This window comes from Massilia suwonensis (assembly GCF_042655665.1).
Classification (GTDB): domain Bacteria; phylum Pseudomonadota; class Gammaproteobacteria; order Burkholderiales; family Burkholderiaceae_D; genus Telluria; species Telluria suwonensis.
The window spans coordinates 1,063,388-1,082,459 of sequence record NZ_JBHSMR010000013.1 but is presented as its reverse complement, the minus strand read 5'-3'; the positions used below and the strand labels follow the sequence as shown (position 1 = coordinate 1,082,459).

Sequence of the window (19,072 nt, the reverse complement as noted above, 5' to 3'; positions counted from 1 at the left end):
TAATGCAGGGGAGGGCGATCCAATTGGTCTTTTTTCTTGACCTTTCGGCCAGCATGCTAATACACTTGGTTGGTCGGTAATCAAACATTAGTTCGATTATCGAACAACACCTCCCATATTTCAAGCACGATCAATCGTGCACACCTAGGTGGAGACATGATCGACAAAACCTTTCAATCGCTGGAGCAAGCCGTAGCGGACGTGCACGATGGCGCGACCGTCATGATCGGCGGCTTCGGCAATGCCGGCATGCCGGCCCAGCTGATCGATGCGCTCATCGCGCAAGGCGCGCGCGAGCTCACCATCGTCAACAACAACGCCGGCAACGGCGACACCGGCCTGGCTGCACTGCTGGCCGCCAAGCGCGTGCGCAAGATCATCTGCTCCTTCCCGCGCCAGACCGACTCCCACCATTTCGACGCGCTCTACCGCGCCGGCGAAATCGAACTCGAGCTGACCCCGCAGGGCAACCTGGCCGAGCGCATCCGCGCGGCCGGCGCCGGCATCGGCGGCTTCTTCACGCCGACCGGCTACGGCACCCTGCTGGCCGAAGGCAAGGAAACGCGCCTGATCGACGGCCGCCACTACGTGCTCGAGTCGCCGATCCACGCCGACTTTGCCCTCATCAAGGCCTATAAAGGCGACCGCTGGGGCAACCTCGTGTACCGCAAGACCGCGCGCAACTTCGGTCCGATCATGGCGATGGCGGCGAAGGTCGCGATCGCGCAGGTGAACGAGATCGTCGAACTGGGCGAACTCGATCCGGAAAACATCGTCACGCCGGGCATTTTCGTGCAGCGCGTGGTGAAGGAGGCAGCATGAACAAGTTCTCTCGCGACCAGATTGCCGCCCGCGTCGCCCAGGATATTTTTGAGGGCGCCTACGTCAACCTCGGCATCGGCCTGCCGACGAAAGTCGCCAACTTCCTGCCGGCCGACCGCGAAGTTTTTCTCCATAGCGAAAACGGCCTGCTCGGCATGGGGCCGGCCCCGGCCGAGGGCGAAGAGGACGAGGACCTGATCAACGCCGGCAAGCAGCCGGTGACGATCCTCACGGGCGGGGCGTACTTCCACCACGCCGATTCCTTCGCCATGATGCGCGGCGGCCACCTCGACATCTGCGTGCTGGGCGCCTTCCAGGTATCGGAAAAGGGCGACCTGGCCAACTGGCATACCGGCGCGCCGGATGCGATTCCGGCCGTGGGCGGCGCGATGGACCTCGCCATCGGCGCCAAGCAGGTCTTCGTGATGATGGACCACCAGACCAAGACCGGCGAGAGCAAGATCGTGCGCGAATGCAGCTACCCGCTGACGGGCGTGGCCTGCGTGAATCGCATCTATACCGACCTGGCCGTGCTCGACGTCACGCCCGACGGCCTGCGCGTGCTCGAGATGGCGCCGGGATTGACCTTCGACGAGCTGCAAGCCGTCACCTCCGCGCCTCTTCTGGCGACCTGAAAGGACGAACATGACCGACGCATTCATCTGCGATGCCATCCGCACGCCCATCGGCCGCTACGGCGGCACCCTGAAGGATGTCCGCGCCGACGACCTCGGCGCCATGCCCCTGCGCGAACTCATGCGCCGCAACCCGGGCGTCGACTGGACGCAGGTCGACGACGTGATCTTCGGCTGCGCCAACCAGGCCGGCGAAGACAACCGCAACGTCGCCCACATGTCCTCGCTGCTGGCGGGCTTGCCGGCCGACGTGCCGGGCACCACCGTCAACCGCCTGTGCGGCTCGGGCATGGACGCGGTCGGCATCGCCGCGCGCGCCATCAAGGCCGGCGAAACCCAGCTGATGATCGCCGGCGGCGTCGAATCGATGACGCGCGCGCCGTTCGTGATGGGCAAGGCCGACAGCGCCTTCTCGCGCCAGGCCACGATCTACGACACCACCATCGGCTGGCGCTTCCCGAACAAGGCGATGAAGCACCAGTACGGCACCGATTCGATGCCGGAGACGGCGGAGAACGTCGCCGTCGACTACAAGGTCTCGCGCGAAGACCAGGACAAATTTGCCCTGGCCAGCCAGCAGAAGACGGCACGCGCCCAGGCCGAAGGCCGGTTCGCGGACGAGATCGTCCCGGTGCTGATCCCGCAGAAGAAAGGCGACCACATCTCCTTCGAAAAGGACGAGCATCCGCGCGAAACCAGCATCGAGGCGCTCGCCAGGCTGAAGGGCGTCGTGCATCCGGAAGGTTCGGTCACGGCCGGCAACGCCTCGGGCGTGAACGATGGCGCCTGCGCCGTGCTGATCGCAAGTAGCGAAGCCGCGGAAAAGTATGGGCTGACCAAGCGCGCGCGCATCGTCGGCATGGCCACCGCCGGCGTGCCGCCGCGCGTGATGGGCATCGGCCCGGCGCCCGCTACCAAGAAGCTGCTGGCCCAGCTCGGCATGAGCATCGACCAGATGGACATCATCGAGCTCAATGAGGCATTCGCATCGCAAGCTTTGGCCGTATTGCGCGAACTCGGCGTTGCGGACGACGATCCAAGGGTGAACCCCTACGGCGGCGGCATCGCCCTCGGGCACCCGCTGGGCATGAGTGGCGCGCGCCTGGTGACCACCGCGATGTACCAGCTGCACCGCACCGGCGGGCGCTACGCGCTGTGCACGATGTGCATCGGCGTGGGGCAGGGGATCGCGATGGTGATCGAACGCGTCTGAGCCGGTCCGGCTTCATAAGAACATTAGCAGGAGACACAGTATGAACAAGCACTACGAGACAGGGAGGCGGCCATGATCGGTAATTTCATCGGCGTGCTCTTCGACGGCATCGCCTATGGCAGCCTGCTTTTCCTGATCAGCGTCGGCCTCTCGGTGACGATGGGCCTGATGAACTTCATTAACCTGGCGCACGGCGCCTTTGCGATGGTCGGCGGCTATGTCTGCGTGACCCTGCTGCAAAAGCTCGGCCTGCCTTTCCTGGCCACGCTGCCGCTGGCCTTCTTCGCCGCCGCCGCGATCGGCCTGGTGCTGGAACGTACCCTCTACCGCCAGCTTTACCAGGCGACCCACCTCGACCAGGTGCTGTTCTCGATCGGCCTGACCTTCATGTCGGTGGCCGGCGCCACCTTCCTGTTCGGCCCGACCCAGCAGCCGGTCAACCTGCCGGACTGGCTGCGCGGCCAGGTGCACGTGCTGGGCCTGGATCTCGGCAGCTACCGCCTGTTCCTGATCGCGGTCGTGATCCTGATCACCCTGGGCCTGTACCTGCTGATCGAGCGCACCCGCTTCGGCGCCCAGATCCGCGCTTCCGTCGACAACCAGACGGCGGCGGCCGGTCTGGGCATCAACGTCAGCCGCGTGTTCTCGCTGACCTTCGCGCTGGGCTCGGGCCTGGCCGGCCTCGGCGGCGGCCTCGGCATCGACGTGCTGGGCCTGGACCCGAGCTTCCCCGTCAAGTACATGGTCTACTTCCTGCTGGTGGTGGCCGTGGGCGGCGCCGGTTCCATCAAGGGTCCGCTGATCGCGGCCCTGATCCTCGGCGTGTTCGACGTCGCCGGCAAATACTATGTGCCGGAAGTGGGCGCCTTCGTGATCTACACGCTGATGGTCGTCCTGTTGATCCTGTTCCCGTTTGGCCTGGTACGGAGGAAAGCATGAGTGCCTTTTCCAGCTCGGCTCTGAAAGCCAAGAGCGCCGCCGGCGCAACCGACAACCAACCTGTGCCTGCCATGGACAAATCCGCGCTGCGCCTGCCGAACGACCGCTGGAAGCCGCTCGAGATCGTCTTCTGGCTGCTGCCGGTGGCGTCCTACTTCTTCTTCCCGGACTACCTGGTCCTGATCAGCCAGATCATGATCATCGGCCTGTTCGCCCTGTCGCTCGACCTGATCCTGGGTTACGCCGGCATCGTCTCGCTCGGCCACGCGGCCTTCTTCGGGCTCGGTGCCTATACGGCCGGCCTGCTGTCGGTGCATGGCTGGGGCGAGCCGATCTCGGGCCTGCTGGCGGCGGCGATCGTGGCCGGCGTGGCCGGCTTCATCGTTAGCTTCCTCGTCGTGCGCGGCCAGGACCTGGCGCGCCTGATGGTCACCCTCGGCATCGGCCTGATGCTGTTCGAAGCGGCCAATAAAGCGGCCTTCATCACCGGCGGTGTCGACGGCCTGTCGGGCATGGTGATGGGGAACCTGTTCGGCGTCTTCGAGTTCGACCTGTTCGGCAAGACGGCCTTCTGGTACAGCTTCGGCGTGCTGTTCATCCTGTTCGTGGCGCTGCGCCGGCTGGTGAATTCGCCCTTCGGCATGTCGCTGCGCGGCATCCGCGAAGGCGGCCGCCGCATGCCGGCCATCGGCGCCCACGTCGACCGCCGCCTGAAAGCCATCTTCACCGTCGCCGCGGCGATCGCCGGCATCGCGGGTGCCCTGCTAGCCCAGACCACCCAGTTCGTCGGCCTGGACGTGCTCGGCTTCCCGCGTTCGGCTGAACTCCTGATCATGCTGGTGCTGGGCGGCACCGGCCGCCTGTACGGCGCCCTGATCGGCGCGGCCGTGTTCATGGTCGCCCAGGACAAGATCTCGGGCCTGGACCCGGCCTACTGGCAGTTCTACATCGGCCTGTTCCTGGTGCTGATCGTGCTGTTCGCACGCGGCGGCATCATGGGCGGCGCAGAGAAAATCATTGCGCGTTTCAAACGCAAGGAGGCAGCATGACAAATACCCTGCGTACCGAAGGCCTGTCCAAGCAGTGGGGCGGCTTCAAGGCGAACACCGACATCTCGCTGACTTTCGAGCCGGGCGCGCGCCATGCGCTGATCGGCCCGAACGGCGCCGGCAAGACCACCTTCATCAACCTGCTGACCGGCGGCTTCCCGCCGACCAGCGGCGCGGTCTACCTGGGCAGCGAGGACATCACGAAGCTGCCGCAGCACGAGCGCGTGAAGATGGGCATGACGCGCACCTTCCAGATCAACACCCTGTTCGCGGGCATGACGGTGCTGGAATCGGTCGTGCTGGCGATCTGCGAGCGCCGCGGCCTGCAGAAGGTGTGGTGGAAGACGGTCGAGAACCATGACGAGGTCGTGGCCGAGGCGATGGAGCTGCTGGCCACGCTGAAACTGACGAAAGAGGCGAATTCGATCACCCGCAGCATGGCCTACGGCAAGCAGCGCCTGGTCGAGATCGCGCTGGCGCTGGCGACCAAGCCGAAGATCCTGCTGCTGGACGAGCCGGCGGCGGGCATTCCCTCGGCCGAGAGCAAGGAACTGTTCGAGGTGATCGCCGCGCTGCCGCGCGACGTGACCGTGCTCTTCATCGAGCACGACATGGGCCTCGTGTTCCGCTTCGCCGACCGCATCACGGTACTGGTGGGCGGCAAGGTGCTGACCGAAGGGACGCCGGAGGAAATCGCCGCCGACCCGCGCGTAAAAGAAGTCTATCTGGGGGAGGCTGAACATGGCTGAACTGCTGGCATTGAACGGCGTCACCGCCGGCTACGGCGAATCGATCGTGCTGGAGGACGTGTCGTTCACGATGAACGAGGGCGACAGCCTGGCGCTGCTGGGGCGTAACGGCGTCGGCAAGACCAGCCTGCTGGTCACGCTGATGGGCCTGACGCGCCTGCACAAGGGCACGATCCGCTGGGGCGGCGCCGACATCGCGCGCGTGCCGACCTATAAACGTTCGCGTACGGGCCTGGGCTGGGTGCCGCAGGAGCGGCACATGTTCCCGTCGCTCACCGTCGAGGAACACCTGACCGTCGTCGCGCGTCCCGGTCCCTGGAACCTGGCCAAGATCTACGAGATCTTCCCGCGCCTGCAGGAACGGCGCGCGAACATGGGCAACCAGCTGTCGGGCGGCGAGCAGCAGATGCTGGCGATCGCCCGTGCGCTGATGACGAATCCGCGCATCCTGCTGCTGGATGAGCCGATGGAAGGACTGGCGCCGATCATCGTGCAGGAGCTGGTGCGGGTGATTCGCAAGCTGGTGGCGGAGGAGGGCATGTCCGTCATCGTTGTGGAGCAGCATGCGCGTCTGGCGCTGTCGCTGACCTCGCGGGCGATCGTGCTCGATCGTGGCCGCATCGTCCACGACTCGGATAGCGCCAGTCTGCTGGCCGATGGCGAGAAGCTCGATCGATTGGTAGCAGTTGCGTAGGGTGGGCACTCCGTGCCCACGCGGTGATACGTAACGGCTCCGATGTCGTGCGCGATGTTCTCGCCGCCGCGTATCACCGCGTGGGCTCGGAGAGCCCACCCTACAAAAGCGTCCCTGTGACGCAGACATAACAATAGGAGACACACCTTGAACCACCTGAACACCACCCGCCGCACCATCCTGCTCGGCGCCGCCTTGCTCTCCGCCGGCATCGCTTCCGCCGCCGAGCCCCTGAAAGTCGGCCTGATCGTCCCCATGTCCGGCCCCTTCGCTTCCACAGGCCGCCAGGTCGACGCCGCCGTGAAACTCTTCATGCAGCAGAACGGCGCCACCGTCGCCGGCCGCGAAGTGCAGATCATCCTCAAGGACGACGGCGGCGTCTCGCCCGACGTCACCAAGCGCCTGGCCCAGGAGCTGATCGCACGCGACAAGGTGCAGGTGCTGGCCGGCTTCGGCCTGACCCCGCTGGCCTTTGCCGCCGCCCCGGTCGCGACCCAGGCCAAGGTGCCGATGATCGTCATGAACGCGGCCACCTCGGTGATCCCGCAGCGCTCCCCTTACATCGTGCGCACCGGCTTCACGCTGGCGCAGGTGACGGCGCCGATGGCGCAGTGGGCGGCCAAGAACAAGATCAAGTCGGTCGTGACCTTCGTTTCCGACTACGGTCCGGGCATCGACGCCGAGAAGGTGTTCGTGAAGGACTTCACCAAGGCCGGCGGCAAGATCGTCGCCTCGTTGCGCGCACCGCTGCGCAATCCCGACTACTCGCCGTTCCTGGCGCGCGTGAAGGATGCCAAGCCGGACGCGCTGTTCGTGTTCGTGCCGTCGGGCGAGGGCGCCGCCGTGCTGAAGCAGTTCACCGACCGCGGCCTCGCGCAAGCCGGCATCAAGCTGATCGCCACCGGCGACGTGCTCGACGACGACCTGATGCCGAGCATCGGCAACGCGGCGCTGGGCGTGGTCAGCAGCCACCACTACTCAGCCGCCCACCCGTCGCCGGAAAACAAGGCTTTCGTGGCCGCCTTCACCAAGGCGAACAAGAACATGCGCCCGAACTTCCACGCGGTCGGCGCCTATGACGGCATGCACCTGCTGTATGCGGCGCTGAAGAAGACCGGCGGCAAGAGCGACGGCCCGGCCCTGCTCGAAGCAATGAAGGGCCAGTCTTGGACCAGCGTGCGCGGTCCGGTCACGATCGATCCGGCCACCCGCGACATGGTGCAGACGGTCTACATCCGCAAGGCCGAGCAGGTCGACGGCGGCGTGTACAACGTCGAGTTCGACAAGGTCGAGAAGTTCAAGGACCCGGGCGTGGAGTAAGAGCAAGCTTGCTGGGGCCTAGTCCCCGGCGATTGTTGACACCTCCCGTAGGATGGGCATTCATGCCCATGCGGATCGAGCGGGCCGATAACGGCACAGGCAACAGCCCCACGTGCGGATGCAATCCGTATGCTGGACACGATGCGAACGATCGAACGGTCATACCGCGTGGGCATGAATGCCCGATGAAACCGTAGTCGAGGCCATTGGCCTCGCCCACCCCTACAAATTCACTTGTCCGCTACCGGCACTGCTAATGGCGCCCGGCTTTGCTCATTGTTCGCGTGCACCAGCTTCGCCAGCAGCCCCATAAACACCTGCTGCTCCTGCGCACTCAAGGGTTCCAGCAGCCGCTCCCTGAGCCGCTGCGCGCCCGGCACCAGTTGATCGAGCAGGGCGCGCCCCGCCTCCGTAATCCTGAGCGCCCGCTGCCGCCGGTTATGCGGAATCACGCGCCGCTCCAGCAATCCCTTTTCCTCCAGCCGCGCACACACGGTCGCTCCGGTCGAAGTATCGATCGCCGCCAGGCCCGCCAGCGAGACCTGGTCGATGCCCGGATGCTCGGCCAGCCGGCTCAGGATCGCGTACTGGACGGGAGTCAGTTCGCTCCCCAATTCGTCGTAAAAAATCGACACCGAAATCTGCTGGGCCCGCCGCAGCAAGTGGCCGGGATGATTGTACAAATCGAGCATCGCGCCCGGGCTCTCATGTGCTTTTTCTGCAGGCATATTTCTTCGAATAATGTGGTGCGCTGCACCATCAAGAAAGTTTGAAAATACAGTTTACTTCGTGCCGCAAACGCGTGATACTTTTCTCACATTCAGTACACTGAATATCGCACACAAAACATGGAGGAGACAAGGATGTTCCCGAAAAACGCATGGTATGTTGCTTGCACGCCGGATGAGATCGAAGGCAAGCCACTGGGTCGCCAGATCTGCGGCGAAAAGATCGTGTTCTATCGCGGCCAGGGCGGCAAGGTCGCCGCGGTCGAGGATTTCTGCCCGCACCGCGGCGCGCCGCTGTCGCTCGGCTTCGTCCGCGACGGCAACCTGGTCTGCGGCTACCACGGTCTGGAAATGGGCTGCGAAGGCAAGGCCATCAGCATGCCGGGCCAGCGCGTGCGCGGCTTCCCCTGCATCCGCAGCTACCCGGTCGAGGAGCGCTACGGCTTCATCTGGGTCTGGACCGGCGACAAGGAGGCGGCCGACCCGGCCACCATCCACCACCTCGAGTGGGCCGAGAATCCCGAGTGGGCCTACGGCGGCGGCCTGTACCACATCAACTGCGACTACCGCCTGATGGTCGACAACCTGATGGACCTGACCCACGAGACCTACGTCCACGCATCGAGCATCGGCCAGAAGGAAATCGACGAGGCGCCGGTGACCACGAAGGTCGAAGGCGAACAGGTCGTGACGAGCCGCTTCATGGAAAACATCATGCCGCCGCCGTTCTGGCAGGCGGCCCTGCGCGGCAACGGCCTGGCCGATAACGTGCCCGTCGACCGCTGGCAGATCTGCCGCTTCAACGCGCCGAGCCACGTGATGATCGAAGTCGGCGTCGCCCATGCGGGCAAGGGCGGCTATCACGCGCCGGCCGAACATAAAGCCTCGTCGATCGTGGTGGACTTCATCACGCCCGAGACCGAAACCTCGCACTGGTACTTCTGGGGCATGGCGCGCAACTTCAAGCCGCAGGATGCCGAGCTGACCAATACCATCCGCGAAGGCCAGGGCAAGATCTTCGGCGAAGACCGCGAGATGCTGGAACTGCAGCAGCAGAACATCCTGCGCCACCCCGAGCGCAAGCTGCTGATGCTGAACATCGACGCAGGCGGCGTGCAGTCGCGCCGCATCATCGATCAGTGGCTGTCGAAAGAACAGATGAAGGAGTTCGCGCCATGAGCACCATCGAAGTTCGCGTAGCAAGTAAGCACAATGAAGCCGACGGCATCTGCAGCTACGAGCTGGTGCGCGTCGACGGCGCCGCCTTGCCCGGTTTCGAGGCCGGCGCCCACGTCGACGTCCACCTGCCTAATAATCTGATCCGCCAGTACTCGCTCTGCAATGCGCCGGGCGAGACCCACCGCTACCAGATCGGCGTGCTGCGCGACGCCGATTCGCGCGGCGGTTCGGAAGCGATGCACGACCGCATCGACGTCGGTTCCACGCTTACCATTTCGGAACCGAAGAACCACTTCCCGCTGGTCGAGGCCAAGCGCACGCTGTTGCTGGCCGGCGGCATCGGCGTGACGCCGATCCTGGCGATGGCCGAAAGCCTGGCGGCCAAGGGTGCCGCCTTCGAGATGCACTACTGCGCGCGCTCGCCGGCAAAGGCGGCGTTCAAGGAGCGGCTCGGCGAATCGCACCTGCGCGACCTGGTCCACTTCCACTACGACAGTGGCGACGCTCTTCAAAAGCTCGACATGGCGGCGCTGCTGGCCAATCCGCAGCCCGACACGCATTTGTATGTGTGCGGTCCGCAGGGTTTCATCGGCTATGTGCTCGATACCGCCAAGGCGCAGGGCTGGCCGCAAGCGCAGCTGCACGTCGAGTACTTCAGCGCGGCGGCGGTGGACACCACGGGCGACCAGCCCTTCGACGTCAAGCTGGCGTCCAGCGGCAAGGTGGTGACCGTGCCGCCGGGGCAGACCGTGATCAAGGTGCTGCTCGATGCGGGCGTCGAGGTGCCGTATTCGTGCGAGGAGGGTGTGTGCGGGACTTGCCTGACGCGCGTGCTGGAAGGTGTGCCCGATCACCGGGACATGTATCTGACGGAGGAGGAGCAGGCGGCGAACGATCAGTTTACGCCGTGCTGTTCGCGCTCGAAGTCGAAGGTGCTGGTGCTGGATTTGTGATGCGCGTAACGCGTGGACGGGTTCCCCGTCCACGCGTTCAACGAACGTCCCACGTGTAGGGTGGGCGCTCCGTGCCCACCGCATTGCGAGCGATTCATCGTCGGTGCGTTCGAATGGACGCGTCCGATCCGGTGGGCACGGGGCGCCCACCCTACGGAATGCCCGATCTACAGGCCGGAGACGAAGTCCGTGACCAGGCGGGCAAATGCTGCCGGTTGCTCGGCCGCACTCAAGTGCGACGCCTCTTTCAGCACCTCGAGCCGCGCGCCGGGAATACCGTCCGCCAGCGCCTGCGCCATCGCCACCGGCGTCCCCTGATCGAGTTCACCCGCAATCACCAGCGTCGGCACGCCGATCTGTCCAAGCCGTGAACCGGTATCGACCTTGCCCACCGCCTCGCAGCAGCCGACGTAGCCGACGGCGTCGGTGGTCACCAGCCGGCGCCGGAAACGCGCCACCGTTGCCGCCTTTTGCGCACGGAACGCATCGTGGAAGTAGCGCCCCATGACCGCATCCGCAATCGCCTCGATCCCGTCCGCACGCACGGTCGCGATGCGCTGCTCCCACACCGCGCGCGCCGCTTCCGGGTAGCCGCTGGTGGTATTGGCCAGCACCAGCGCCCGCACCAGCGACGGATGGCGCAGCGCCAGCTCCTGGCCGACCATGCCGCCCATCGACAGGCCGACCCAGACCACGGGTCCCGTATCGAGTTCGCGCAGCAGGCGCGCGGCGTCGTCGGCGAGATCGCTCATCGCGTACAGCGCATCCGGCGCATCGGAGCTGCCGTGGCCGCGGTGGTCGTAGGCGATCACGCGGCAGTCCTGGGCCAGTTGATTGGCCAGTGCATCCCACATCGTCAGGTCGCAGCCCAGCGCGTGGCTGAGCACGACCGTGTGGCGCGGCGCCTTGCCGTTGCGTGGCTCGCGCACGCTGTAGTGCAGGGCGGGGCTGCTGGCGGTACGGCCTTCGCGGCCGATGCCGGAATGGGCGACCGAACCGGGCGCCGTGGGTTCCAGCGTGTAGCCGATCTGTTCGCCGACTTCGCGCAGGATCGCCAGCGTATGCGCAAAGGCCGTGTTCGCGGCCGGCACGCCGGCGTAGATCGCCGACTGCATCAGGATTTCCTTGATCTCGTCGGGCGTCAGGCGGCTGTCCGCGTCGCCGAGTAATGCCGCGCGCACGTGCAGCTCGAATTCTTCCCAGCGGCCCAGCGCGGTCGTGATCGAGAGGACGATCGCGCGGCGCATCTTGTGTTCGAGGCCGGGCCGGCCCCAGATCTCGTTCCAGGCAAAGCGCGTGATCAGGTTCTGGAAGTCGGCGTTAAAACTGTTGGCGTTGTTGATCGAACGGTCGACCCAGGCGTCGCCGAGGACGCTGCGGCGGTTTTGCAGGCCGCGTTCGAAATCGTGGTGGAGCGGATCGAAACTCATGCGTGTGCTAGTCCTTGTAGGGTTGGGTGGCATCCAGCTCGGCCATACGGCTGCGCAGGGCCTGCAGCTGGCTGTCGGCCAGGCGGCGTGCCGGTTCGGCAGCGGCGGCCGGGTCGAACAGGGTGGCGAGCTTGTGCAGATCGACTTGCGAGGCGAGCTGCGGATCGGCCTCGATGGTCTCGCGCAGCAGGGCATCGAGCGGCTTGCCTTCGCTTGTCACGCGCCGGGTCAGGCCTTCGAGCAGCGCGTGGGCTTTCGGCCGGCCGATGGCGCCGGCCAGGTAGCTCGACGCGCTTTCGGCGGACACGAGGCCGTGCAGGGCCGCGATATTCGCCAGCATGCGCTCGCGGTCGACATTCAAGCCTGCGAACGCATCGTTCAGGGCGCGCAGGGCGCCGTGCGCGGAGAGGAACAGCGGCGGCCACTCGGCCAGCTCCGCCTGCCAGTTGCCCAGGCCCCGCTCGTGCTGCTGGTCCATGCAGGCCAGCAGCGCCGCCGCATGCTGCGGCGTGCGGCGCGATGCGGCCAGGGCGATCATCGACGACACGGGATTGCGTTTATGGGGCATCGCCGAGGAGCCGCCGCGGCCATTGCCCGAAGGTTCGGCCAGTTCGGCGATCTCGCCCTGGGCCATCAGACTCAGGTCCGTGGCGAGCTTTCCGAGGCTGCCCGTCAGGACCGCCACTTCCATGCCGAGCCGCACCCACTCGTCGCGCTGGGTATGCCAGGCGGCGTCGGCCACCCGCAGGCCGAGCAGCGCAGCCACGCGCGTGGCGACCGGCGCGCCCTTGTCCTTCATCACGGACAGGGTGCCGACGGCGCCGCCCAGCTGCAGCTGCAGGGCGCGTTCGGCGGCGGCGCGCAGGGCAGTCCGGGCACGTACGAGCGGCGCCAGCCAGCCGGCCAGCTTGAAGCCGAAGCTGGTCACTTGCGCCGGCTGCATCAGGGTGCGCGCCAGCACCGGCGTGGCGAGATGGTCCTGCGCCAGCTTGAACAGGTGCCCGCTCAGTTCCGCCAAGCCGTCATCCAGCAACTGCAAGGCATCGCGCGTGACCAGCACCATGGCGCTGTCGATCACGTCCTGGCTGGTGCTGCCCCAGTGCACATGGCGCGCCGCCTCCTCGTCGTAGAGGGCGACGGTGCGCGTCAATTCCTTCACCAGCGGGATCGCGAGGCTGCCGGCGCGGCGGCCGGCGTGGATCAGGGCCGGGATGTCGTACAGCTCGGCCTTGCAGACGCCGGCGATGGCGCTCGCGGCGGCGGCCGGAATCATGCCCTCGTCGGCCTGGGCGCGCGCCAGCGCCGCCTCGAAGCGGAACATGGCATCGACGACCGCCGCGTCGTCGAACACGGCGATCATCTCGGAGGTGGTGAGGAAGCTGTCGAAGATCGATACGCTCACAAAGACTCCTGAATTGGCTGCTTATGCGTAGTCGAAGAAGACGGTTTCCGCTTCGCCCTGCATCCGGATATCCCAGTGATATTGCCCGTCGCCCGTGCGGCGCGCAAGCAGGGTCGCGCGGCGCGCTTCCGGCACCTGGTTCAGGATAGTGGACTGCGCCAGGCCCGCATCGTCTTCCAGGAACACGGCGGTGAACTGGTGCAGCACCAGGCCGCGAGCGAACACGGTCACGTACATCAGCGGCTCGCCCGGTTTGACTGTCTCCGGCTTCGACACGCGCAGCGAAAACTCACCGTCGGCGCCGCTCGGCACGCGGCGGAAGCCCGGAATCATCTGCTCGGGTTCGAGCGCCGCGCCGTCCGGCGTCCAGGCTTCGATCTGGGCGTCGTTGATCGGGGCGCCGTCGCCGTCGAAGATGTTGCCGGTGACGAGGACGGTCTCGCCCGTGGTCTTCAGGTGGCCCGGGATGCAGGCGTCGACGGCCCATTGCCAGGCTTCGTGCGAGAAGGGACCAATGGTTTGCGAGGTGGTGATTTTACTCATGTTGCGTCTCCTTACAGGCCCATCGGCGTGGCGTTGCGTCCGCGCAGGACGATGTCGAATTCGTAGCCGAGCATCTCGCCGCCGACCGTCTCTTCGAGGCTGAAGCGGGAGATCAGGCGCCGGCGCGCCCCCTCATCCGGCACGCTCTGGAAGATTGGATCGTAGTCGAAAAGCGGATCGCTCGGGAAATACATCTGGGTCACCAGGCGCTGGGCATAGACGTTACCGAACAGCGAGAAGTGGATGTGGGCCGGACGCCAGGCCTTGTCGTGGTTGCCCCAGGGGTAGGGACCGGGCTTGATCGTCACGAAGCGGTAGCGGCCGTCCTCGTCGGTCAGCATTTTGCCCAGGCCGTAGAAATTCGGGTCCAGCGGCGCGGCGTGCTGGTCGCGGCTGTGCCAGTAGCGGCCGGCCGAATTCGCCTGCCAGACTTCGACCAGCGAATTGCGCACCGGCTTGCCGTCCTCGTCGACGACGCGGCCGGTGACGACGATCTTCTCGCCCAGCGGCTCGCTCTCGCCATGGGCGGTGAGGTCGGTATCGTGCGGCAGCAGGATGCGCGGCGTGGCGACGATGTTCTGGCTGGTCGGCACCGGCGCCTCGATGCGCAGGGCCGGCTGAGTGGGACCGCGCTTGACGGTGGATTTGTAGGCGGGATAGATGAGTTCGGGATAAATGCCCGGCTCGATGGCATCGAATTTCACGGCTTGTCTCCTCAGGTGGATCTGGTCGATGCCGAAAATGGTAGGCCAGCCTTATCGTCGCTACAAGCGGCCTCGGTACTGCTTCGTCCGCAGTGCGCACAATGTGTGCGATACTCGCACAAATCCCCGACTATTTGCCGCAATGCCTACAGAAACCGATCTGCCATTGGAACGCGACCTCGTCGCCGGCCTGGAAAAGGGGTTGAAGGTGATCGAAGCCTTCGACCAGGAACGCTCGCGCCTGACGATCGCCGAAGTGGCCGAAGCCACCGGCCTGACCCGCGCCGCCGCGCGCCGCTACCTGATCACGCTGACCAATCTCGGCTACATGCGCCACGAGAACAAACTGTTCTCGCTGACGCCGGCGGTGCTGCGCCTGGGCCAGAGCTACCTGCACTCCGCGCGCCTGCCGCGCATCGCCCAGCCGCTGCTGTACCGGCTGGCCTACTCGCTGGGCGAAGCGGCCTCGGTCGGCGTGCTCGATCACGACCAGCTGGTCTGCGTGGCGGCCGTCAGCGCGGGCCAGCTGGTGTCGGCCACCCTGCAGCCGGGCACGCGTGTGCCGGCCTACTGCACCGCCAATGGGCGCATGCTGCTGGCCAGTCTGCCGCAGGCGCAGATCGAGGCTTTCCTGGAGCGGGCACATCCCGAGCAAGTCACCCAGCACACGATCGTGAACCGCGAACGCCTGGCGCTGGAAATCGCGCGCGCAAGGGCACAGGGGTATGCGCTGGTGGACCAGGAGCTGGAGCTGGGCCTGCGCACGATTGCCGTGCCGGTGAAGAATTTCCGGGGGGAGGTGGTGGCGGCGATGAATGTCAGCGTGCATGCCGGACGCTTGCCGATCGGGCAGATGGTCGAGCGCTGTTTGCCGGCGATGATCAAGATTCAGGTCGAACTGGGGGCATTGTTGTGACGACCGTGCGGGAAGCCGCCCGCAAGGCGCCGCCGGCACGGCTTGTCGAGTGCAGCGTTTGTGCGCTACTGTCCTGCTAGCAAAAACGTGCACAAAAGTGTGCAGCGTTCTCTTCCTGTCCCGAACCGTCTTGCTGACCGTGCTCGTACTTGACAGGCGTGACTTTCCCGCCTCCCGCCAGCCCAGGGCCGGCGGCAGTGCCTGGCGTCGCCGCCGGACTCGCCACGGGTAGCGCCGTTTCCGCCGCAAGGGCGCCGGTGGCGAGCCGCTGTAGATTGATGGCCGCGTTGATGTCGCGGTCGTGATGCGCGCCGCAGGCCGCGCAGGTCCAGGAACGCTCGCCCAGCCCCAGGGAGGCATGCTTCGCCCCGCAGTTCGAGCACAGCTTGCTGGACGGGTACCAGCGCTCGGCCAGCACGATGTTTGTTCCGTAGCGCGCCGCCTTGTACAGCAGCTGGCGCCGGATCTCGTAGAAGCCGACGTCGGCAATGGCACGCGCCAGGCGCGCATTGGCCAGCATGCCGCTCACATTCAGGTCCTCGATCGCCACCGCTTGATTTTCGCGGCAGAGACGGGTTGTGAGCTTGTGGGTGAAGTCCCGGCGCACCCGGGCGATCCTGGCCTGCAGGCGCGCCAGCGCCTGCGCACCCTTGGTGCGGTTCTCCGACACGGGCAAGCTGGTGCCCTTCGGTATCCTGCCCGCGATGCCAGCAGCTGCCTTGGCCGCTTCGAGCTTGCGCGACAGCCGCTGGCCGCGGATGCGCAGGCGCCGCAGCGCGCCGGTCAGAGGACGTCGTGCCGCGATCTTCTCTCCGTTCGACAGCGTGGCGGCGGCGCTCACCCCGAGGTCGACGCCGGTGATGCCGTCGCGGCTGCGCGGCAGGCGCGCGGTCTCGTCGGGTACGTCGACCTGGACGCATAAAAACCAGTGACCGGCTTCGCGCGAGACGCTCGCGCCCAGGATCTTGCCGGGCCAGCGCAGCGTTTCGCACAGCGCTACCCGGCCGACCTTCGGCAGCACGGCTGCGCACCCATCGAGCCTGAATTTATCGTTCGCCAGGTAGAACGCATCGCGGCAGCGGCCCTTCTTCTTGAAGACCGGCGGGTGCGCCGGTGCGCCGGCACGGCGCTGCTCGAAGTAGCGGTTCCAGGCCCGGGCCAGGTTGGCGAAGGGCTGTGCATGCGCGTCGCGGTGGATGGAACGCAGCCAGGGTTGGCCCTGTTCGTCAAGCCAGGTCGGATCGGCATACTTGATGCGGTTGAACTGCTTTTTCAGCGCCATCGCATTCGGCTTGATACCGGCGGCGGCCTGGCGCTGCCATTCGGCCAGCGCCCAGTTCCAGACCCGGCGGGCGGTGCCGGCCGCGCGCGCGAAGTAGTCGCGCTGTGCCGGGCTCGCCTCAAGCCTGATCCGGTGCGCCAGCAGCATGATCGCTTTCCAGGGCAGCACGCAGCTGGCGGCGGTAATTGCGCAGGCCGTACAGCCGGCTCGAGAAGCAATGCACGATCGTCATCAGGTCCTGCACGACCTCCTGCTCTGGCGACAGCCGTTCCTGATTCAGCACCAGCAGCTCGCAGCCGTGCAGCGCAGCGCAGTGCTCGAACCAGCCGAAGCCAAAACGGGTGAGACGGTCGCGGTGCGCCAGTATGAGCGTTGCCAATTCGCCCCGCCCGATGGCGTCCATCAGGGCCAGGAAGCGCTTGCGCCCGAAGTTCAGGCCGCCCCCGACTTCCTCGACGAACTCGACCCCGGCCAGGCCACGCGCGGCGGCGAACTGCTCCAGGACATGGCGCTGGTTGACGAGATCAGGGCGTTGCGCGGCGCTGGAGACCCGGCAGTAGGCAACGATGCGTCGCGGCGTCGCCGGCGCCAGGCGCAGGAAGGCGCGCAGCTGGCTCTCGGTATATCGGCGCCGGTCGCTGGCGGTACGCGCCGCCGGCACGAGCCGGCCCTCGCGCTCCCAGCGCTGCAGCGTCTTCACCGTGATCCCCAGCAGCCTGGCGGCCTGTCCTGTTCCCATCGTGTTTTCCATGATCACAGTTGGACACGTTTATGCACGTTTGGTTCAACTAGAGTCGCACTCCTTGTCGATCAATTTGTAAGGACACACCATCAAACCCATCTTGCGACTTGTTCCCTTTGCGATGGCGCTGGTCTTCGCCACAGGCTGCTACCCACGCCCCGGCAGCGGCCACGGACGGGTGCTCGATGCCCTCAGCAGGCAACCCGTGCCCGGCGCGACCGTCAAGGTGACGTGCGCAACCTATGAATTTTCCCATCGCTCGTACACCGAGACGCGCACGGCCATGTCGCGCGCACCGGACGGCGCCTTCTTTGTCGACCCCGTCGACTTCCGTCGCTGCGGCGATATCTGGGCAAATGCGGCAAAGCCGGGCTATGCACCGAACAACACCTCGCTGAGCAATGTCTCCGAGGAACTGAACCGGATCCCCGAGATCGTCTATCTCATCGACGATCGCGATGTACCGATGTTGACGCTGCGTTCGATCGAGCGTGAAATACCACTGTACGAATTTCAGGCTGGCCCGGACGCGCTGCGCCACTTTACCGGCACGTACGTCTCGTTCATGAAGTCGCGGGAGATTGCTGGCACGCCCGAACTGGACGCCTGGGTGCGGGCGCATTATTGCGAGCGCCTGCGTGCCACCGATGCGCTCCTCTCCGACGCCGAACGGGCGAGCCTGGACCCGCGCCACACCGTTGGGTATCCAGGGGCGGACAGCTACCAGAAAGACGTGCTGCCGTATTGCAGCCGGTGAGCCCGGCAGGGATCATAGGCACATCTCGCCACCTACCAGAGCAGTTCCCCGGTGCCGCGCATCCTCTCGCTGCGCCGCCGATCCTTGAACGCCTCCAGCATGAAATCCACCATCGCCCGCGTCTTCGCCTGCAGATGGCTCTTGGTCGGAAACAGGATGTAGATATCGGCCGGCGGCGCGTCCCAGTCCTCGAGCACCAATTGCAGCCGCCCGGAACGCAGGTAGGGCGCCGCATCCCATTCCGAACGCAGCACGATGCCGTGGCCGTCGAGCGCCCAGGACAGGGCCGCCTCGCCGTCGTTGGTGCTGAGCGGCCCGCGCACCTTGACGGTTTCCTGGCGCGTCCCCGAGCGGAACGTCCAGCTGCCGTAGATCTCGTCGCTTTCGCGCAGCACGATGCAGCTGTGGGCGTGCAAATCGCGCGGCGCGGCGGGCGTGCCGTGGGCCGCGAGATAGGCGGGCGAAGCGCACAGGAAGCGCCGGTTGTCGGCAAGTTTACGCGCCGTGATGCGCGAATCGAGCGGCTCGCCGAAGCGGATCGCCAGGTCGAAGGCCTGCTCGACCAGGTTGACCGGCCGGTCGCTCAGGTGCATCTGCACTTCGACCTCGGGGTAGGCCAGGGCGAAGCGCGACAGTTCGGGCGTGATGTGCTTGCGTCCGAAGCCGAGCGTGGCGTTGATGCGCAGCAGGCCCTGGGGCACGACGCTGCCGCCCGAGATTTTGCGTTCCAGCGCTTCCAGTTCGGCGACCAGGCGCTGGCCTTCGCCCAGGTAGGTTTCGCCTTCGGGCGTCAGGCTCATGCGCCGCGTGGTGCGGTTCAGCAGGCGCACGCGCAGGCGCGCCTCGATCGTGGCCAGGCGCTTGCTCACTGCCGGCGGAGTAATGCCGAGTTCCTGGGCCGCCGCCGCCAGGCTGCCGCGCTTGACCACCACGGCAAAAAAGGACAAATCGTCGAGTCCATCCATTCGTAATCCATTCGTAACCGGGGCGACCGAATCAAGTGATTGAATCTTCA

The 19,072-nt window shown here is 66.0% G+C and carries 20 protein-coding genes; 12 read left to right on the top strand and 8 right to left on the bottom strand.

Going from position 1 to position 19,072, the window contains the following annotated elements:
- Positions 1–156 precede the first annotated feature (156 nt).
- The 8 genes from ACFPQ5_RS12815 (at position 157) to ACFPQ5_RS12780 (ending at position 7,421) form a co-directional block, all read left to right on the top strand.
- A complete protein-coding gene (locus ACFPQ5_RS12815; RefSeq protein WP_379755932.1) occupies positions 157–822 on the top strand; it encodes a 3-oxoacid CoA-transferase subunit A in 666 nt (221 codons plus the stop codon).
- Positions 819–1,457 carry a CoA transferase subunit B gene (locus ACFPQ5_RS12810; protein ID WP_379755929.1) on the top strand — a complete coding sequence of 213 codons (639 nt, stop codon included), beginning with the start codon at positions 819–821 and terminating at the stop codon, positions 1,455–1,457. Before ACFPQ5_RS12815 ends, ACFPQ5_RS12810 begins: the two co-directional genes overlap by 4 nt.
- Before the next feature lie 10 nt (positions 1,458–1,467).
- On the top strand, positions 1,468–2,670 hold the full coding sequence (gene pcaF / locus ACFPQ5_RS12805) for a 3-oxoadipyl-CoA thiolase (protein ID WP_379755926.1): 1,203 nt from the start codon (positions 1,468–1,470) through the stop codon (positions 2,668–2,670).
- Positions 2,671–2,742: 72 nt separating this feature from the next.
- Entirely contained in the window at positions 2,743–3,609 is an 867-nt protein-coding gene (locus ACFPQ5_RS12800; RefSeq protein WP_379755923.1) for a branched-chain amino acid ABC transporter permease, read from the top strand.
- A gap of 71 nt (positions 3,610–3,680) precedes the next feature.
- Entirely contained in the window at positions 3,681–4,658 is a 978-nt protein-coding gene (locus tag ACFPQ5_RS12795; protein ID WP_379760105.1) for a branched-chain amino acid ABC transporter permease, read from the top strand.
- Positions 4,655–5,407 (top strand): ABC transporter ATP-binding protein, encoded by a 753-nt coding sequence (locus ACFPQ5_RS12790; RefSeq protein WP_379755920.1) that lies wholly within the window; start codon positions 4,655–4,657, stop codon positions 5,405–5,407. Before ACFPQ5_RS12795 ends, ACFPQ5_RS12790 begins: the two co-directional genes overlap by 4 nt.
- Entirely contained in the window at positions 5,400–6,101 is a 702-nt protein-coding gene (locus ACFPQ5_RS12785; RefSeq protein WP_379755917.1) for an ABC transporter ATP-binding protein, read from the top strand. Before ACFPQ5_RS12790 ends, ACFPQ5_RS12785 begins: the two co-directional genes overlap by 8 nt.
- A gap of 156 nt (positions 6,102–6,257) precedes the next feature.
- A complete protein-coding gene (locus tag ACFPQ5_RS12780; RefSeq protein WP_379760103.1) occupies positions 6,258–7,421 on the top strand; it encodes an ABC transporter substrate-binding protein in 1,164 nt (387 codons plus the stop codon).
- Between the two features lie 230 nt (positions 7,422–7,651).
- Here the strand turns inward: ACFPQ5_RS12780 and ACFPQ5_RS12775 are convergent, their stop codons facing one another.
- Positions 7,652–8,149 carry a MarR family winged helix-turn-helix transcriptional regulator gene (locus tag ACFPQ5_RS12775; protein ID WP_379755915.1) on the bottom strand — a complete coding sequence of 166 codons (498 nt, stop codon included), beginning with the start codon at positions 8,147–8,149 and terminating at the stop codon, positions 7,652–7,654.
- A 135-nt stretch (positions 8,150–8,284) separates the two neighbouring features.
- On the opposite strand from ACFPQ5_RS12775, the gene ACFPQ5_RS12770 reads away from it, so the two are divergent.
- Entirely contained in the window at positions 8,285–9,328 is a 1,044-nt protein-coding gene (locus tag ACFPQ5_RS12770; RefSeq protein ID WP_379755912.1) for an aromatic ring-hydroxylating dioxygenase subunit alpha, read from the top strand.
- The gene (locus tag ACFPQ5_RS12765; protein ID WP_379755909.1) at positions 9,325–10,281 is read left to right on the top strand and encodes a PDR/VanB family oxidoreductase; all 957 of its coding nucleotides are present in this window, start codon (positions 9,325–9,327) and stop codon (positions 10,279–10,281) included. The genes ACFPQ5_RS12770 and ACFPQ5_RS12765 overlap by 4 nt, the downstream gene beginning before the upstream one ends.
- A 167-nt stretch (positions 10,282–10,448) precedes the next feature.
- Here ACFPQ5_RS12765 and pcaCD read toward each other — a convergent pair whose 3' ends face one another.
- Genes pcaCD through pcaH form a run of 4 tightly spaced genes read right to left on the bottom strand, consistent with a single transcriptional unit; the run spans position 10,449 to position 14,360 of the window.
- On the bottom strand, positions 10,449–11,711 hold the full coding sequence (gene pcaCD, locus ACFPQ5_RS12760; RefSeq protein WP_379755906.1) for a bifunctional 4-carboxymuconolactone decarboxylase/3-oxoadipate enol-lactonase PcaCD: 1,263 nt from the start codon (positions 11,709–11,711) through the stop codon (positions 10,449–10,451).
- Positions 11,712–11,718: 7 nt separating this feature from the next.
- A complete protein-coding gene (gene pcaB, locus ACFPQ5_RS12755; RefSeq protein ID WP_379755903.1) occupies positions 11,719–13,113 on the bottom strand; it encodes a 3-carboxy-cis,cis-muconate cycloisomerase in 1,395 nt (464 codons plus the stop codon).
- A 21-nt stretch (positions 13,114–13,134) separates the two neighbouring features.
- Positions 13,135–13,656, bottom strand: a complete 522-nt coding sequence (locus ACFPQ5_RS12750; RefSeq protein ID WP_379755900.1) for a peptidase associated/transthyretin-like domain-containing protein — start codon at positions 13,654–13,656, stop codon at positions 13,135–13,137.
- Positions 13,657–13,667: 11 nt separating this feature from the next.
- Positions 13,668–14,360, bottom strand: a complete 693-nt coding sequence (pcaH, locus tag ACFPQ5_RS12745; protein ID WP_379755897.1) for a protocatechuate 3,4-dioxygenase subunit beta — start codon at positions 14,358–14,360, stop codon at positions 13,668–13,670.
- A gap of 142 nt (positions 14,361–14,502) precedes the next feature.
- On the opposite strand from pcaH, the gene ACFPQ5_RS12740 reads away from it, so the two are divergent.
- Positions 14,503–15,276, top strand: a complete 774-nt coding sequence (locus ACFPQ5_RS12740; protein WP_379755895.1) for an IclR family transcriptional regulator domain-containing protein — start codon at positions 14,503–14,505, stop codon at positions 15,274–15,276.
- Positions 15,277–15,352: 76 nt separating this feature from the next.
- On the opposite strand, the gene ACFPQ5_RS12735 is transcribed toward ACFPQ5_RS12740, so the two are convergent.
- Positions 15,353–16,726 carry an RNA-guided endonuclease InsQ/TnpB family protein gene (locus ACFPQ5_RS12735; RefSeq protein ID WP_379755892.1) on the bottom strand — a complete coding sequence of 458 codons (1,374 nt, stop codon included), beginning with the start codon at positions 16,724–16,726 and terminating at the stop codon, positions 15,353–15,355.
- Complete coding sequence (locus tag ACFPQ5_RS12730; RefSeq protein ID WP_379755889.1) at positions 16,677–17,297, bottom strand: IS607 family transposase; 621 nt, start codon at positions 17,295–17,297, stop codon at positions 16,677–16,679. The genes ACFPQ5_RS12735 and ACFPQ5_RS12730 overlap by 50 nt, the downstream gene beginning before the upstream one ends.
- Before the next feature lie 103 nt (positions 17,298–17,400).
- Between ACFPQ5_RS12730 and ACFPQ5_RS12725 the strand changes: the two genes are divergently transcribed.
- Complete coding sequence (locus ACFPQ5_RS12725; RefSeq protein ID WP_379755886.1) at positions 17,401–18,057, top strand: carboxypeptidase-like regulatory domain-containing protein; 657 nt, start codon at positions 17,401–17,403, stop codon at positions 18,055–18,057.
- A 32-nt stretch (positions 18,058–18,089) separates the two neighbouring features.
- Here ACFPQ5_RS12725 and ACFPQ5_RS12720 read toward each other — a convergent pair whose 3' ends face one another.
- Complete coding sequence (locus tag ACFPQ5_RS12720; protein WP_379755883.1) at positions 18,090–19,022, bottom strand: LysR family transcriptional regulator; 933 nt, start codon at positions 19,020–19,022, stop codon at positions 18,090–18,092.
- Positions 19,023–19,072 lie beyond the last annotated feature (50 nt).